This window comes from uncultured Granulicatella sp. (assembly GCF_963528315.1).
GTDB lineage: Bacteria > Bacillota > Bacilli > Lactobacillales > Aerococcaceae > Granulicatella.
Window position 1 is genome coordinate 1 of sequence record NZ_CAURVV010000034.1, and the last position, 16422, is coordinate 16422.

The window sequence follows — 16422 nt, forward strand, 5'->3', positions numbered from 1 at the left end:
GTTTTGGCTATCGTGATCAAGAAATTACTCCTAAAGTTCGTTGGAATAAAGAAGCAATCTACGAAGTGATTGAATAATATATAGATATAAATTAGTAAACTGTTTAGAGAAATTTTATGATTTCTTTAAGCAGTTTTTCTTTATACTAATAAGCGGGAGATTGTTAAAATTATATAAAAAACGCTTTTTTTCCGAATTTATAAACAATTTATTTTTATTAACGAATATAGTATTAAATTTTTTATTCTATTTTTGAGTTTTTTTCTTTAATTAATAGTTTTAGATGTAAAAAGTTTGTGAAATTTAATGAATTTAAAATTATTAAGAGGTTAGTATTATAAATTTAAATAAAATTTAAATATTTTTAATGTATGCTTTTTTTATTTTATGGAATAAATATAATAGAAGTTTAAATTTCAATTTTTTCTAACAACTTTTTTTGTTAACAATAAAAAAGTAAAATTTTGAAAAGAAAATATGAAACAAAAACAAGGAATTCGGATTTATTCTTTATGAATAATATTTCGAAAACTTTCATAATAAATTTTCTTTAAAATTCAAGAAATAATCTTGATACTCTAGTTGTTTGTTCTATAATAAAGGTGAATAAAATTTAGGAGGGGTAAATATGTGTAGCATCGAGAAATTAGTAATTAAAATTCAAAATGGAGAAGATGAAGAAGCTTTTGTTTTATTAGAGAATAAAATTAAACCTTTAATGCATATGATGTATTACCGTCATTTCTATTATTGTGTTGAATTAGAAGACTTTATTCAAGAAGCTAGTTTTTTACTCTTCTATGCAGCACAAAAATTTGATTTTCAAAAAGGTAAATCATTTCTTGCATATTATAGAAAATCTTTAAAAAACTATGCGATACAATTAGTTCGTCGTGAACATCGTGAAAGTGTTATTCCAGAGAAATATATATGTAAATATGATATATCTAATCTTAAACATCATCTTTCTGTTGAAGAAGAATTTTTATTAAGAGAAGAAATGCCTAGGTATTGGGATTCATTATCAGCATTTGAAAAAGCAGTATTTTATTTTTATACAAGTGGATATTCTTTTGAAGAAATAGCAGAAAAATCTAATAAATCTGTTGCGGCTATAAAAAGTGCTTTTCATCGTTGTCATAAAAAATTTAAACTCTTTTATGAATCAATTCATAAAGATAAAGCTTATTAAAAAGGATAAATGTATTGCAACTTTCTCCATTCTAACAAGAGGACTAATATTTATTATTAGCCTATTGTATGATATACTATATAAGGTATATTAGGTGTCGAGAATGACACGAAAAGGAGGACCGTTTGTGGTTGCATTAAGTTTAAGAGCACAAAATATTGGTATTGATTTAGGAACTGCTAATACGATTGTTTATCTTGAAAATGAAGGTATTGTGACACGTGAACCATCTGTAGTCGCAAAAAATATAGTTACGGAAGAAATTATCGCTGTCGGTCAAAATGCATTTGATATGATTGGGCGAACACCAGAAAATATTGTAGCAGTTAGACCAATGAAAGATGGTGTAATTGCAGATTATAATACAACAACAGCAATGTTAAAATATTTTGTACAATCAATTGTAGGTCGTTCTTTCTTTAAACCGATTGTAATGATATGTGTTCCAAGCGGAATTACGGATGTTGAAAAAAGAGCAGTATTAGATGCTACTAAATATGCTGGTGCTAAAGAAGCTTATGTAGTTGAAGAGCCATTTGCAGCAGCTGTTGGAGCAGGTTTACCTGTACAAGATCCAACTGGTAGTATGATTGTCGATATTGGTGGTGGAACGACTGATGTAGCAACAATTTCATTAGGTGGAATTGTGAATAGTCAATCTATCCGTATTGGTGGCGATGAATTAAATGAAGCTATTGTATTACATGTTCGTAAAAAATATAATTTATTAATTGGGGAAAGAACTGCTGAAGATTTAAAAATTCAATTAGGTTCTGCTTCAGTAGAAAAATCTTCTGCTTATGGAAGTATGCAAGTGCGTGGACGTGATATGGTTTCTGGCTTGCCAAGAATTATCGAAGTGGAAGCTGTGGAAATTGCAGAAGCAATGAGTGAAATTATTACGCAAATTATTGATGCCGTAAGAGATGTTCTTGAACAAACACCACCAGAAATTGCATCTGATGTGATTGATCATGGTATCGTATTAACAGGTGGTGGAGCATTGTTAAGAAATCTAGCAGAAGTTATTTCTGATTATACACAAGTTCCTGCCTTTGTGGCAAATGATCCTTTGGATTGTGTTGCGTTAGGAACTGGAAAAATTTTAGCAAATCCATTATTAATGAAAAAATAATGAAAAGGAGACTGAACAGTGAATCCAATATTTTCGAACAAGAAATTAATTGGTTGGGTTTTAGGTGGAATTGTAACACTATTATTAATTACCTTTTCACTCACTGTTGGTAGTAATATCGTTTCGCAAGGTGTCAATGATGTGACGAATATTTTAGGAAGAATGCTTGCGTATCCTGCCAATAGTGTCAATGATTTTATGGAAAGTATTTCTAATTTAACAAATACTTATCAAGAAAATCAGACCTTAAAACAAAAAGTAGAAACAATCTATGAATTAGAAGTTCAATTAAATGACTTAAAAAAAGATAATGAAAAAATGAAGGAAGCGTTGAAGTTGCAAGATACTTTAAACGACTATACTTTAATTAATGCAACAGTTATTGCAAGAAATCCAGATACTTGGAGAGATATTGTTACGATTAATAAAGGAGCAAATGATGGCTTAACACCTCAAATGTCAGTTATGAGTGATAACGGATTAGTAGGTAAAGTATTAGATGTGAATCCTACAAGTGCTAGAGTTGCTTTGTTATCGAATAATGATAATACTTTAGTTCGTGTTGCTGCGATGATTCAAGGAGAAAAAGAATCCATTTATGGAACATTAACAGGATTTGACCATGAAAAAAATATTTTAATTATGAGTCAAATTCAAGCAACTCAAGAAATTAAAGTGGGAGATAAAGTTGTTACATCCGGTTTAGGAGGCGTATCTCCAAGCTCATTATATATTGGTACAGTTGAAGAAGTAGCGATGGATCGTTTTGGACTTTATAAAGAAGTTCGTATTAAACCAGCAGCGGATACAAATGATGTTCGTTATGTAACAGTGGTGAAACGAACAAGTGAAAGTAGGACTGAATAATGCATACTTCGAAACGTATTTATTGGTTACCGATTTTGATGATTATTGCTTTCTTAATTGATGGAGTGATGATGAATCATTTTTCAGCATTTCTGATGGAATCAGGATATACTCTTGTTCCAAGAATTGTTGTTATAACGTTAGTATTATTTACTTTTATCATTGATCATTCAAGTATGTTTTGGTTTGCGATATTAGTTGGTTTTATGTACGATAGTTATTATTCTGGTATATTAGGAATTTATATGGCGATTTTTGCTCTTATTGTTCGATTGATTGGACATATTAGAGGAAAAATTAGTATTAATCCATTCACACTAGGATTAGCATTAATTTTTTTACTAACGATTACTGAAACAGGTGTTTATGTGATATTTTCATTAATTGGTATTCAGCATCTTACAGTACAACAATTTTTAGTTCAACGATTAGGAGCTAGTTTAATATTAAATATTGTTTTGTATTACTTATTGTATATTCCATTGAAAAATTTTGCATTATGGGTGCAATCAGGGATTTCTCATGAAAAGATTTCTTTACGAGCAGCTTGTAGAAATCAAGGGAATTCATATCATTATCGTTAAAATGAAGCCGGTTCATGCCGGCTTTTTGTGTACGAACGTATGTGCGAAAAAAGTAGAAGAAATAATAAAAGATATGTTATAATAACATAAAAGAAGGAGGTATAATGATGAGCAATTTTTACGATACAGCAAATCAATTAGAACGTGAACTTCGTCAATCAGAAGAGTTTACTGCAGTAAAAGAGGCTTTTGAAGCAGTACAACAATCTGAAGAAGCAAAAGCTTTATTTGAAGAGTTCCGTGAAATGAATGCAAAATTCCTACAAAAACAAGTGAATGGTGAAGAATTGACTGAAGAAGATTCAACTTATGCAAATGATTTATATCAAAAAGCAAGTTCTAATGAAGCAATTCAAACATTAATGCAAGCAGAACAACGTTTAAATACAGTAATGCAAGATATTAACCGCATTTTAACAACTTCATTACAAGAATTATATCAATAATTACATTGATCGAAACGGTCTTATTGATTTTTAGCCTATGAAATAAAATTCATAATGGACTAGAAGTGAATAGATCGTTTTATTTTTTTACAGATAAGGAGTTTTTATGATTCGCTTTATTCATTGTGCCGATATACATTTAGGAAGTCCTTTCACTGGACTACAACAAAAAAATAGTACGATTGCATTTCAAGCAATAGAAGCTACTAAAAAAGCCTTTTTAACTTTAATTAATACAGCGATTGAATATCATGTTGATTTTGTGTTAATTTCAGGAGATATTTTTGATTCTAGTCATCAACATATTCAAGAAAAAATTTTTTTAAAAGAACAATTTCAACGATTAGCTCAAGCAGGTATTTATACTTACTTGATTCATGGAAATCATGATTATGGGCGATTTACTGAAGATTGGAATAATGACTGGGTAAAAGTGTTTAAAGAGGAAGTTTCAACAGAAATATTGAAAACCTCCTCAGGAGAAAGTGTAGCTATTAGTGGATTTAGTTATGATACAAGATGGATAACAGAGTCAATGGCAATGCATTTTCCGTTAAGAAATTCATTAGTGGATTATCATCTTGGAATGTACCATGGTCAAACTCGTACAGCATCTGATTCATCTACAGCATATGCGCCATTTAAAGTTAGTGATTTAGAAAAGCTTCATTATGATTATTGGGCTTTAGGTCATATTCATCGTGCTATGGATTTAGATTCTTATGGTAAAATTGCATACTCTGGTACGATTCAAGGACGGAGCTTTAAGGAAATGGGTGAAAAAGGTTTTTATGTCATTACTTTAAATAAAAATCTACCGATGAATAGACAATTTGTTTCTTGTAATCCAATTGAATGGGTGGAAATAGAATTTTTAGTGGAAGAAGTTCATTCTATAGAACAAATCGTATCACAGCTCTATAGAGAAATTTTAATTCAAAAATGGAATGATGATAAAACTTATTTGTTAAAATTTGTTTTAATTGTGGATAGAGGCTTTAATCAAACATGGTTGAAATTAATCGAAGACTTACTCCAAAAGGAAATTTCAAAAAAATATGAAAAATTATATTTGATAGAAATGGATGTCGAATTTAGGAAGTTAAAAAGAAATAATCAACTAAGCATTGAATTATTGGAGGATGAGGAAAGTCATCTAAATCGACTTCAAGATATTCAAAATATTGCTATGCAACATACTCTATTGGCAAAATATTTTTCCAAAGAAATGAGTAGTGAAGCATTTCAACATAAAATGGTTCAAAGAGCGAAAGTTTTAATTGAAACAAATATGGAAGTAGGTGATGAAAATGTATATTAATAGAGTTGAAATTTTTGGGTATGGAAAATGGTCAAAAGTACGAATGGATTTTCATCATCAATTACAAATATTTCAAGGGAAAAATGAATCTGGGAAATCGACTTTACGTTCTTTTATTCAACATGTCTTATTTGGTTTTCCAAAGAAAGTTTCTGGTAAATACTCTTATGAACCTCAAAATGGGGGGATTATGGGAGGACGAATTTGGTTAGATGAAACTTTAGAAGGCTCTCTTTTCATAGAAAGATATATCAAAAATGGTAAGCAATGTTTTAAATGTGAAACGACTTCAGGGAAAAGTTTATCCGAAGATAGATGGCAACAATTGCTTTTTCAAATGGATGAAAAACAATATGCACAAGTTTTTGGATTTAATAAAGAACAATTAGACCAATTTCAATTTTCTTCAATGGAGGAAATGGATCAATTTCTCTATAGTGTTAGCTTAACCGGTAGCGAAGAATGGATGAAATTGTCAACAAGATTACAAAAACAAGCAGACGCTATCTTTACTCCTAAAGCTGTTAAAAGAGTCATTAATCAGCAATTACATCAATTAGATTTACAAATGGTTAAAATAGAAGAATTAGCAAAAAATAATGATGTTTATGAAGAGACACTTCAAAAATCTGAAGAGATTAAGCAAGAAATTCAAAGACATTCGCTAATGATTCAAAATAATCAGGAAGAAGAAAGAAAACTTCAATTATTACAGTCTCATTGGCGCAGTTATGAAAGATGGAAAGAATTAAGAAATAACATTAATTTAAATCAGGAAAAAAGTTGGAATTCTGAATGGAAGTTTGAATTAGAAAGAAATCAATTAGATTCTGAATGGAATGAACAACAAATTCATGAATTGCAACATGAGTATCAGCTATGGAAACAAAGACATCAAAGTGAACAGCTACTAAAGGAAGATCCAAGATGGTCTCAATTATTGAATATTTCTTTGATGGAAGATGAAATAGAAGAAAAGATACTACTTAGAAAAAAACTAAAAGTAGAATTAGATGAATTAAAACAAAATATTCTAGAGGAAGAAGAACTATGGAATATTCATCATGAAAATATTCCTTTGGAAATCTCAAAATATGAAATTGAACAGTTAAAAGAAAAAATTGAACAGCAAAGAACGTTACAATTTGAAGAAAAAGAATTAGATACTAAAATGAATCGACTAAAAGAGGAAAAAGAAAAAATCAATAGTCATTCTAAAAAACAACATTCAAAAGATAATCGATTTAATATTATTGGACTATTAAGGTTTAGTGGAGTAGTGATTAGTTTTGTATCTCTTTTACTATTATCAAATCCACTGTTTAAAGCTCTTGGTGTGGTTATTGGAATTTCGATTGGTTTATCTAGTTGGATATATAAAAATAAATATGTTCATATTAGTCAGTTTCATGAGTATTTTTCAGCAAGATTAGAAGAAATTACTGATGAATTAGTGAAGTATACTTTACAAAGTAAAAATAATAAAGAAAAACTTGAAAAAATTGCTCAGGAATTATTTAGTTGGAAAAATAAATATGGCTATACTAATTCTAACATTTCAGTAGAACAACTTTGCCAAGGAGATGTATTAAAATCTCTTAGATACTTTGTTGAACAAAGACAAATAAAAGAAGTAATACTTCAAAAAATTGAAAAAGAATTAACTCAATTACAGATGACCTGGCAATGGGTTTTTGAAGTGAAAAAAGAAACTATTCCAAATACAATTGAATTAGAATGGAAAGTGTTGAAGAAAATCATTCAAGAAGTTCACAATTCTTATCAGAAAGAAATGTTTCAAATGAATGAAGGGTTAAAATTACAAGAGCAAATCCAACAATTGTATAGTGATAAGCAATTATTAGAAAATCAAAAGATATCGATATTAAAGAAAGCAAATGTTCAAAATGTAGAAGAATTTTATCAAAAAGATGAAACATATGAAAGAAATCGACTGTTGATTCAAGAATATACTCAGCTAAAGCAACAATTACAAGATTATTTAGAAGAATTGGAAGCAATACAAAGTAAAGAAGAATTGGAACAAAGAATGGAGAGTTCACATCACTCATTGTTAAAGCTTCTTCAAAAAAATCAATCTTTAATAGAAGAACAAGCACAAAAATTACAACAAATTCAACAATTAGTAACAGATGGAACTTATCATGAACAACTGATTGAATTTGAATTGTGGAAGGCAGAAGTTGAAGAACAATTAGTTGAATGGGCGAGTTGTTTATACGCTTCAAAATGGATTTTAGAAAGTTTACAAAAACAGTTACCATCACAAACTAATGAAGTCATAGAGGATGCTAGTCGTTACTTCAATCGATTAACCCAAGGCAGATATCAAGAAATTCGTATTCAGAATATGAAAGTTGTTGTAAAAAATAAGGATGAAAAATGGTTATTTGCTAGTGAATTGTCTAGAGGTACATTAGATCAATTATTAGTCAGTATTCGTTTAGCATTTATTGAAAATCTTTCTTCCAAAATAGCATTACCTCTATTAATCGATGATGGTTTTGTTAATTTTGATAGTGAACGTAAACAGATTATGTTACAATTAATTAAAGAGCTTTCAAGTAAATTACAAGTAATCTATTTTTCATTAGATGATGAACCTTTTACGATTGCTGAAACACCTGCTAGCCTCATTAGGCTACAAAGATAGAAAGAAGAGGAATTCATGGTAAAAAAATTATATGATTATGCAGTAGATGAAGCATTAGAATTGTTTTTATTAATAAAAACAGCTGATGTGAGATTAGCCAAAAATGGGAAACCTTTTTTAGCTTTTACATTCCAAGATAAGTCTGGACAAATGGATGGAAAATACTGGTCTGCAACACCTGAAGAAATTGAACGCTTCTCATCAGGAAGTATTGTTCATTTAGTTGGAAAAAGAGAAATTTTTAATGGAATGCCTCAAATTAAAATTACAGGACTACGTTTAGCAAGACCAGAATTTGGGGAACCAAGTGAAGTTTCAGATTTCTTAGAGCATGCTCCTATGAAAAGAGAAGAAATGGAAGAAGAGTTAAATTCTATTCTGTTTGAAATCATTAATCCAGTCATGAGAAGAATTGTGCATAAAATTTTAGGGAAGTATCAACAAGATTTCTTTGAATACCCTGCGGCTAAACGACACCATCATGCTTTTGCTGGTGGATTAAGTTATCATACATTATCAATGTTACGTTTAGCAAAAGCAATTGCAGAACAATATCCAGAAGTAAACCGTTCATTGTTATTATCGGGTGTTCTATTACATGATATTGGCAAGATTATTGAATTATCAGGAGCTATTGGGACTGAATATACACTTAAAGGAAAATTAATGGGTCATATTGTGTTAATGGATGAAGAAATTACAAAAGCCTGCGAAGAATTAGATATTGATCAAAGCCATGAAGATGTTGTCTTATTAAAACATTTAGTATTAGCACACCATGGTAAATTAGAATATGGTTCGCCAGTTCGTCCATTATTATTAGAGGCAGAGATTTTACATCATGTTGACTTAATGGATGCAAGTGTCACAATGATTACATCAGCTTTACAAAAGACAGAACCAGGACAATTTAGTGAACGAATTTTTGGTCTGGACAATCGAACATTTTATAAACCACGTACTGTAGAGTAGAAAATAAAAGTCTGTTTATCAGACTTTTATTTTTTTTGAGCAAAACTATTTACAAAATTATAAAAGAGGTATATGATACTAACTGTAATCAAAATTATTACATTTAAAGAAAGGTGATTCATATGTCAAAAAACGTTAAAAATATTATTATTGGGTTTGGTAAAGCAGGTAAAACAATTGCTGCTTACTTAGGAACACAAGGAGAAGAAACAGTCTTAATTGAAAAATCTCCTGTAATGTATGGTGGTACATGTATTAATGTTGGATGTATTCCAACTAAAAAAATTGCAACTGCAGCTGCTCGTAAAAAATATAGCCAAGAAGATGCAGCAAGTTATTATCAAAAATCAATTCAAGAGAAAAAAGCTTTAATTGCAGCATTAAATCAAGCAAACTATCAAAAAGTTAATTCAGCTCCAAATGTAACAATTGTAGATGGATTTGGTCGTTTTGTAGATGAACATACAGTTGCTGTGGATACTGCAAATGGTGTAGAAGAATATGTTGCAGAAAGAATCTTTATTAATACAGGTGGTACTCCATTTATCCCACCAATCGAAGGATTAAAAGTTGGAGGACCAATTCACACAAATGAAACAATTATGGATTTAGAAGAATTCCCAGAATCAGTTGTGATTGTTGGTAGTGGATTTATCGGATTAGAATTTGCAGCAACATATGCACAATTCGGTTCAAAAGTAACAGTTGTAGATGTATTCGATGCATTTATTCCTCGTGAAGATGATGATGTTTCAGCAGCGGTTAAAGAACGTTTAGAAGAAATGGGCGTTACTTTTGAATTAGGAATTTCTGTTAAAAAAGTTGAAACAGAAGATAACAAAGCAACAGTTTACTATGCTAAAAATGATGAAGAAAAAGTACTTGTTGCAGATGCAGTTTTAGTAGCAACTGGTAGAAAACCAAATATCCAAGGCTTAGACTTTGAAAAAGCTGGTGTTGAATTATCTGAACGTGGTGCTATTAAAGTAAATGAATTTTTACAAACAAATAAACCACATATCTTTGCATTAGGTGATGTAAATGGTGGACCTCAATTCACATTTATTTCATTAGATGACTTCAGAATCGTGAAAAACTTCTTAGCAGGAAATAAAGAATATTCAACTAAAGAACGTTCATTAATTCCAACTTCAACATTTATTAGCCCTACATTATCAAGTGTTGGTTTAAATGAAAAAGCAGCTCAAGCAGCAGGAATTCCTGTGAAAGTTGCTAAATTACCAATGGCTGCTGTTCCAAAAGCAAAAATTTTAGGAAACCAAGTTGGATTCTATAAAGTTTTAGTACATGAACAAACAAATGAAATTGTTGGTGCAACATTATTTGCAGAAGAATCTCATGAAGTAATTAATATCATTGCAACTGCTATTAAAGCGAAATTACCTTATACAGCTTTACGTGATCAAATCTTTACTCACCCAACAATGGCAGAAGCATTAAATGATGTATTTGGATTAATCAAATAGAGGAATCAAAATGGGAAACGACTTTATAGTAATCATCCATTGTTTAACGTATTTATCTGTTCATTGTGATAGAAGATTCTCTAGCCAACAATTAGCGCATAATGCATGTAGCAATCCTGTTATTGTGCGAAAAGTAATGAGTTTAGCTTCTTCTAAAGGATATGTTGATGTTGTTAATGGAGCTAATGGGGGATATAAAATTCAAGTAGATCCAAAAGATATTTCACTAGGGGATTTATTTATACTCGTTGGTGAAGATCAACGATTAAAGAAACAGTATCAATCTTCTCTGGATGAAGTTTGTCTTGTAGCGAATCATATTTGTAGTGTCTTTTCTGATTTGCAGGATAAACAAATTCAAAATCAAATAGATTTTTATCAAAAACAGAGTATATTCGATATTGTACAACGATTGCAAAAAAAGTCTGAAAAAGTCGAAGTTTAGGATTAGATTGAAGGAGTGAGTTTAATGGAATTTGTAAAAGAAGAAAATGCATTTAGACATTATAATGCAGTAGGTGAAGTGGATGCTGAAATTACATTTCAAGTTGAAAAAGATGTATTGATTGCTGATCATACTTTTGTAGATCCAACTTATCGAGGACAAGGAATTGGAAAATTACTAGTCGATAAATTAGCGGATTATGCAAGGGAAAATCAGAAGAAAATCCATCCAACATGTTCATATGTCGTTAATTTATTTAAAAAATATGACGAATATAGTGATGTGAAAATATAAAAAAAGTTAAAATTCATAAAAGTATCACGAATAATTCACAAAAAATTCACATTTTACCTTTATGATACAGCCATACCCAATAAAACACCTAAGGTTTACTTCTCCCAAATAAAAAATGAACTCCCAACATTTTTTATTAGTAAACCCTCCTAACCTTTTCCCGTTGTTAGAAATAGCAACGGGTTTTTTGGTTGTAAAAATCGTTAGGGAATAATTAAATTTTAATCATAAGTGTTGGAAGTTTTGAAAAGAAATAGTATAGTTATTTATTATAGGGAATAAAGGAGAAATTATGGCAAATCATTATTATACAAAAAATCCAGAAAGCATTAGTCAACAAAAGCATTGGACATATCGCTTGAAAGGAAACACTCTTTCTTTTACAAGTGATAATGGAGTTTTCTCAAAAAATACCGTTGATTTTGGTAGTGAATTATTAGTAGAATCTTATGATATTCCGGAGCAGTTTCAAAAAGCAAGTTTATTGGATATTGGATGTGGATATGGTACGATGGGACTTGCTTATGGAAAAGCTTATCCTGAATTATCCATCGAAATGATTGATGTCAATGAACGAGCATTAGTTTTAGCACAAGAAAATGCAAAGAAAAATGGAATTCATAATGTGGATATACATGAAAGTAATTTGTATGATTCTGTAAAGAAATCCCAGTACGAAATTATTATTAGTAATCCACCGATTCGTGCTGGAAAAATAGTTGTTCATACTATTTTAGAAAAAGCATATGATTATTTAGCTGAAAATGGTCAATTAGTCATTGTGATTCAAAAAAAACAAGGAGCTCCAAGTGCTCAAAAGAAAATGGAAGAAGTATTTGGAAATTGTGAAAGAATTCAATGGGATAAAGGGTATTGGATTTTAGTAAGTACAAAAGATTAAAGGAGAATATTATGACGAAAAAAAATAGTAAGAAAAGAATTTCAAATTGGAGATTGTGGGTTGCAGGACTATTATTTATAATCGCTGGATTATTATTTGCTGCTGGTCCGATTCGTTCGTATATGCTAGCACAATTCCAACAAGAGCATACGCAACAATTAACTAAAGTTACAGCAGCTGAAGTAAAAGAGAATGAAACTCAAGAAGCAGAGTTTGACTTTTCAACAGTTGAGCCATTAGATTTACAAGCAGTTGTAAAAGCAAAAATGGATACTTCTAAATTTTTAACATTAGGAGCGATTGCTGTTCCAAGTGTGAATTTAAATTTACCAATTTATAAAGGGATTTCTAATCCTGTGTTATTAGCTGGAGCTGGAACAATGAAACCAACTCAAAAAATGGGTGAAGGAAATTATGCGTTAGCGAGTCATCACTATTTTTCAGATGAAAAATTATTGTTCTCTCCATTAATTAAATTAAAAGTTGGGGATAAAATTTATTTAACAGATATGGAATATGTGTATGAATATGAAACAACAAGTATTGATTTAGTAGAAGCTTATCAAGTAGAAGTCATTTATGATGTTCCTGGAAAAACAGAGATTACTTTAATTACATGTGATGATTTACAAGCTTCTCATCGTTATAGCTTTAAAGGTAAATTCATTTCAAAAACACCAATTAGTGATGTGACTGAGGATGTAAAACAAGCATTCAATATTGATTTTACTACATTATAGAGAGAGGGTGGATTGATTGGCGACAATTCAAGATATTGCGAAAAAAGCTGGTGTAACTAAAAGTACTGTTTCAAGATATTTAAATGGTGGTTCTGTCAGCTTAGAAACAGCGCAAAAAATTGAAAAAATTATTAAAGAAGAAAATTATACGCCAAGTCCATTTGCTCGAAGTTTAAAGGCAAAGTCAAGTTCCATGATTGGAGTAATTGTTCCAAGAATGGATTCATCGGCAACTGCTAAGACTTTAATGGGAATTGATGAAGTAGTTGAAGAATTAAATTATGAATTATTAATGAATAATGCTAGACAAGATAGCAAAAGAGAAATCAAAGCTATTGAAGAATTTGCTCGAAATAAAGTAGCTGGAATTATTTTAATTGCGACTGAAATAACTTCAGAACATATTAAAGTCATAAAAAAATGTCCTGTTCCAGTTGTGATTGTAGGACAAGAGCATCAAGAGATTCATAGTGTGGTTCATGATGACTATCAAGCAGGATTTGAGCTAGTTGAGGCTCTTGCGAAACAAGGTTTTCACGAAATGACCTATGTAGGCGTTTCTAATCGAGATCATGCCGTTGGGGTTGTTCGAAAAGAAGGAATTTTTGCTGGGGCAAAAGCAAATCATTTTGATACGATTGAACAGCTTGAAGGTGATTTTTCTATACAAAAAGCATTGACAATTGGATTAGAATTATTTCAAAAGCCGAATCATCCTTTAGTAATTGCTGCAACTGATAATATTGCAGTGGCTCTTATGAAAGCTGCTCAACAATGTGGTAGAAAAATACCTGAAGAAGTAGCGATTGCTGGTTTTGGTGGATATGAAATTGGTCAATTTATGAATCCAACATTAACAACTGTAGAATTTCAGTTTAACGAGGCTGGAAGAGTGTCTATGCAACTTTTAGATAAATTAATTCGTAAAGTTCCGTGTGAGATGAGAACGACCATTCCTGTTCATGTAAAACTTGGAGAAAGTACAAAAAAAGCTAGTAATTAGGAAATCCTAATTGCTAGCTTTTTTATATGGTTCAACATGAATATCGACAAAATTAATTCCGAAGTGTTCAGAGAGTTCCATTTCGATTTCTTCTGTTACTTCATGACTTCTCCAAACAGATAGATTTGGATCCATACAGACGGTTAAATCTAAATAAATATTAGAACCATAACGACGAGCTTTCAATTCTTCGATACTTTTCACTTCTGGATGGGAAAGTATTAGGGGTTTATATTCTTTCATTTCTTCTGGTTCAAATCCATCGGTTAATTGAAAAGTGCTTTCGCTGAAAACATCATAAGCAGTTTTTAAAATCATCATTCCAACAATAAAAGCCATTACTCCATCTAACCATGAGATTCCTAAACTTGCTGCAAAAATGGCAATGGAAGTAGAAATACTTGTCAAGGCATCACTGTAATTATCCTTTGCTGCTGCTTTTAAACCGATGGAATTTATTTTTTTAGCCAGTGAATGGTTAAAACGATAAACTCCATACATAATGATACCAGAAATAAATCCTACTAAAGCTGTAATGAGGGCTGGAAGTTCTGGATTTGGATTCATGATTGTATACCAAGCGTTTCTAATAACTTCTATACCGATAATACACATAATAAAAGATGTAATAAGACTTGCAAGAGTTTCAAATTTCCAATGACCATAAGGGTGATTTTTATCTGCAGGTTTTTGAGAAATTTTTAAACCAGCAAATACTAGAACTGAAGATAAAACATCCGTTAAGTTATTTAATCCGTCTGAAAATAAGGCTTGAGAAAAAAATAATTTTCCAAATAATAATTTGCTGCTTGAAAGAATGATGTAAGTGATAATACTTAGAATTGCCCCTTTTTCAGCTTGTTTTAAACGTTGAGTAGCATTCATTTGATTCCCTCAATTCTGTAAAAGTTATTATAAGAGTATATCAGATATATAAAAAAATAAAAAGGAAAAGGTCTTTTAATCTTTTTAGAATGAAAAATATTGTGAAAGTGAAATAAGAAATCCTCTGTTTTGACTATCTCTATTGGCATTCTTTTGGTATAATAAAATCAATTGAAACGAAAGAGAGTGAAGTAAATGGCAACAGCATTAATTGTATATGCTAGTTTAACAGGGAACACAGAAGAAATTGCAGATATTTTAGCAGAATCATTAGAAGAACAAGGAGTAGAAGTAGATATTAAAGAATGTACTTCAGCAACAGCAGATGAATTTCATGACTATGATATTTGTGTAGTCGCAACTTACACTTATGGTACAGATGGTGATTTACCAGATGAAATCGTTGATTTTTATGAAGAATTAGAAGAAGAAGATTTATCAGGAAAAATTTATGGAGCATTAGGTTCTGGAGATACATTCTATGATAAATTCTGTCAATCAGTATTAGATTTTGATGAACAATTTGCTAAAACTGGTGCAACAAAAGGTGCAGAAAATGTATTAGTAGATTTAAATGCAGAAGAAGAAGATGTGAAAAATATCGAAGCTTTTGCAAAAAGTTTAGTAGAAAAATTAGGATAAAAGAGAAGGTAACAGTTTGAAAAAGAACTGTTACTTTTATTTATGGAGAAAAAGATGTATCAAACAATTGAAGGGATTGCGGAATATTTAGAAGTTGATATTGCGTATGTGTTATATTTAATTCGTGAAAAACAAATTTCTACAATTACAGTAGATGATGAAGTGTTAATTAATCGATCACAATTTGACTTTTTTATTAAGCAACGTCAAAAAATGATTGAAGAATATCAAAAATACTTAGATGAGCCGATTCCGGAAGATATTGATATTAAGGATGAGGATTAAAAAAAGGTTGACAAGATAGTGAAGTGTGAAGTGACCCCAAAAAGTCTAACTTTTGGGGTCACTTTGCTTTAAATTATACTTTTTTCTTAAACATTTGATACAAGTAGGTATTTATTGTGAGTAATTTTCATCAAAAAATTTCATAGAGTAGCTCCCTAGAATCATGGAAAAGTAGTAAAAATAGTTGTTATCCTAGTTGATTAAAAAAATCTCTGATTTCCTCATCTTTTATAAAATAATATATAATTTTCCCCTCTCTTCTAGTATCCAAGATGTTTTGATTGGCTAGTTTACGAAGATGGTGGGAGGCAGATGCCATACTGAGATTTAGTAAACAGGCTATATCACAGACACAGAGTTCTTCAACAGCAAGAAGATAGAAGATGATATTTATCTGTTTATTATCGGTAAATTTTGTTAAAATGCGAAGTGATTTTTGGACTTTTTCCTTTTCAAGGTAGTTCGTTGCGATTGTAATATTTTGTTGATTTATGACATTCACTTGGCAGATACTATCTTTTTTCATAATATTTTCTCCTAGCCTAATAT

The 16422-nt window shown here is 30.4% G+C and carries 18 protein-coding genes; 16 read left to right on the top strand and 2 right to left on the bottom strand.

Features of this window, described 5'->3' with window-relative positions; all coding sequences use genetic code 11:
* Positions 1-628: 628 nt before the first annotated feature.
* From RYK07_RS06905 to RYK07_RS06970, 14 genes are all read left to right on the top strand, one after another.
* A complete protein-coding gene (locus RYK07_RS06905; RefSeq protein ID WP_314853115.1) occupies positions 629-1192 on the top strand; it encodes a sigma-70 family RNA polymerase sigma factor in 564 nt (187 codons plus the stop codon).
* 103 nt (positions 1193-1295) lie between these two features.
* Positions 1296-2327: a rod shape-determining protein gene (locus RYK07_RS06910; RefSeq protein ID WP_314853116.1), complete on the top strand. Its 1032-nt coding sequence runs from the start codon at positions 1296-1298 to the stop codon at positions 2325-2327.
* Positions 2328-2345: 18 nt separating this feature from the next.
* Positions 2346-3194 (top strand): rod shape-determining protein MreC, encoded by an 849-nt coding sequence (mreC, locus tag RYK07_RS06915; RefSeq protein ID WP_314680204.1) that lies wholly within the window; start codon positions 2346-2348, stop codon positions 3192-3194.
* A complete protein-coding gene (gene mreD, locus RYK07_RS06920; RefSeq protein WP_314853118.1) occupies positions 3194-3778 on the top strand; it encodes a rod shape-determining protein MreD in 585 nt (194 codons plus the stop codon). Before mreC ends, mreD begins: the two co-directional genes overlap by 1 nt.
* Positions 3779-3885: 107 nt before the next feature.
* A complete protein-coding gene (locus RYK07_RS06925) occupies positions 3886-4224 on the top strand; it encodes a YlbF family regulator (protein ID WP_314853119.1) in 339 nt (112 codons plus the stop codon).
* A 106-nt stretch (positions 4225-4330) separates the two neighbouring features.
* Positions 4331-5545, top strand: a complete 1215-nt coding sequence (locus RYK07_RS06930) for a DNA repair exonuclease (protein ID WP_314853121.1) — start codon at positions 4331-4333, stop codon at positions 5543-5545.
* Positions 5535-8219 carry an AAA family ATPase gene (locus tag RYK07_RS06935; protein WP_314853122.1) on the top strand — a complete coding sequence of 895 codons (2685 nt, stop codon included), beginning with the start codon at positions 5535-5537 and terminating at the stop codon, positions 8217-8219. The genes RYK07_RS06930 and RYK07_RS06935 overlap by 11 nt, the downstream gene beginning before the upstream one ends.
* Positions 8220-8234: 15 nt before the next feature.
* Positions 8235-9191 (top strand): HD domain-containing protein, encoded by a 957-nt coding sequence (locus RYK07_RS06940; protein ID WP_314853124.1) that lies wholly within the window; start codon positions 8235-8237, stop codon positions 9189-9191.
* Between the two features lie 122 nt (positions 9192-9313).
* A complete protein-coding gene (locus tag RYK07_RS06945) occupies positions 9314-10678 on the top strand; it encodes an FAD-dependent oxidoreductase (protein ID WP_314853125.1) in 1365 nt (454 codons plus the stop codon).
* Positions 10679-10688: 10 nt separating this feature from the next.
* Positions 10689-11123 carry an Rrf2 family transcriptional regulator gene (locus RYK07_RS06950; protein ID WP_314853127.1) on the top strand — a complete coding sequence of 145 codons (435 nt, stop codon included), beginning with the start codon at positions 10689-10691 and terminating at the stop codon, positions 11121-11123.
* Positions 11124-11147: 24 nt separating this feature from the next.
* Positions 11148-11417, top strand: coding sequence for a GNAT family N-acetyltransferase (locus RYK07_RS06955; RefSeq protein WP_006703084.1), 270 nt, complete (start codon positions 11148-11150; stop codon positions 11415-11417).
* A 292-nt stretch (positions 11418-11709) separates the two neighbouring features.
* A complete protein-coding gene (locus RYK07_RS06960; RefSeq protein WP_314680223.1) occupies positions 11710-12318 on the top strand; it encodes a class I SAM-dependent methyltransferase in 609 nt (202 codons plus the stop codon).
* Positions 12319-12329: 11 nt separating this feature from the next.
* A complete protein-coding gene (locus RYK07_RS06965; RefSeq protein WP_314680225.1) occupies positions 12330-13058 on the top strand; it encodes a class A sortase in 729 nt (242 codons plus the stop codon).
* Between the two features lie 16 nt (positions 13059-13074).
* Positions 13075-14061 (top strand): LacI family DNA-binding transcriptional regulator, encoded by a 987-nt coding sequence (locus RYK07_RS06970; RefSeq protein ID WP_314853128.1) that lies wholly within the window; start codon positions 13075-13077, stop codon positions 14059-14061.
* 6 nt (positions 14062-14067) lie between these two features.
* On the opposite strand, the gene RYK07_RS06975 is transcribed toward RYK07_RS06970, so the two are convergent.
* Entirely contained in the window at positions 14068-14946 is an 879-nt protein-coding gene (locus tag RYK07_RS06975) for a cation diffusion facilitator family transporter (protein ID WP_314853129.1), read from the bottom strand.
* Between the two features lie 195 nt (positions 14947-15141).
* Between RYK07_RS06975 and RYK07_RS06980 the strand changes: the two genes are divergently transcribed.
* Positions 15142-15588 (top strand): flavodoxin, encoded by a 447-nt coding sequence (locus RYK07_RS06980; RefSeq protein ID WP_006703079.1) that lies wholly within the window; start codon positions 15142-15144, stop codon positions 15586-15588.
* 54 nt (positions 15589-15642) lie between these two features.
* The gene (locus RYK07_RS06985) at positions 15643-15873 is read left to right on the top strand and encodes a hypothetical protein (RefSeq protein ID WP_314111568.1); all 231 of its coding nucleotides are present in this window, start codon (positions 15643-15645) and stop codon (positions 15871-15873) included.
* A 187-nt stretch (positions 15874-16060) separates the two neighbouring features.
* Here RYK07_RS06985 and cadX read toward each other — a convergent pair whose 3' ends face one another.
* Positions 16061-16399: a Cd(II)/Zn(II)-sensing metalloregulatory transcriptional regulator CadX gene (gene cadX / locus RYK07_RS06990; RefSeq protein WP_261037804.1), complete on the bottom strand. Its 339-nt coding sequence runs from the start codon at positions 16397-16399 to the stop codon at positions 16061-16063.
* Positions 16400-16422 lie beyond the last annotated feature (23 nt).

Coding starts and splice junctions, on each gene's coding strand:
- RYK07_RS06930 (WP_314853121.1), top strand. CDS start 4,331: ATGATTCGCTTTATTCATTGTGCCGATATACATTTAGGAAGTCCTTTC.
- RYK07_RS06980 (WP_006703079.1), top strand. CDS start 15,142: ATGGCAACAGCATTAATTGTATATGCTAGTTTAACAGGGAACACAGAA.
- RYK07_RS06940 (WP_314853124.1), top strand. CDS start 8,235: ATGGTAAAAAAATTATATGATTATGCAGTAGATGAAGCATTAGAATTG.
- RYK07_RS06945 (WP_314853125.1), top strand. CDS start 9,314: ATGTCAAAAAACGTTAAAAATATTATTATTGGGTTTGGTAAAGCAGGT.
- RYK07_RS06950 (WP_314853127.1), top strand. CDS start 10,689: ATGGGAAACGACTTTATAGTAATCATCCATTGTTTAACGTATTTATCT.
- RYK07_RS06905 (WP_314853115.1), top strand. CDS start 629: ATGTGTAGCATCGAGAAATTAGTAATTAAAATTCAAAATGGAGAAGAT.
- RYK07_RS06910 (WP_314853116.1), top strand. CDS start 1,296: ATGACACGAAAAGGAGGACCGTTTGTGGTTGCATTAAGTTTAAGAGCA.
- RYK07_RS06960 (WP_314680223.1), top strand. CDS start 11,710: ATGGCAAATCATTATTATACAAAAAATCCAGAAAGCATTAGTCAACAA.
- RYK07_RS06975 (WP_314853129.1), bottom strand. CDS start 14,946: ATGAATGCTACTCAACGTTTAAAACAAGCTGAAAAAGGGGCAATTCTA.
- RYK07_RS06925 (WP_314853119.1), top strand. CDS start 3,886: ATGAGCAATTTTTACGATACAGCAAATCAATTAGAACGTGAACTTCGT.
- RYK07_RS06985 (WP_314111568.1), top strand. CDS start 15,643: ATGTATCAAACAATTGAAGGGATTGCGGAATATTTAGAAGTTGATATT.
- cadX (WP_261037804.1), bottom strand. CDS start 16,399: ATGAAAAAAGATAGTATCTGCCAAGTGAATGTCATAAATCAACAAAAT.
- RYK07_RS06955 (WP_006703084.1), top strand. CDS start 11,148: ATGGAATTTGTAAAAGAAGAAAATGCATTTAGACATTATAATGCAGTA.
- RYK07_RS06965 (WP_314680225.1), top strand. CDS start 12,330: ATGACGAAAAAAAATAGTAAGAAAAGAATTTCAAATTGGAGATTGTGG.
- mreD (WP_314853118.1), top strand. CDS start 3,194: ATGCATACTTCGAAACGTATTTATTGGTTACCGATTTTGATGATTATT.
- RYK07_RS06935 (WP_314853122.1), top strand. CDS start 5,535: ATGTATATTAATAGAGTTGAAATTTTTGGGTATGGAAAATGGTCAAAA.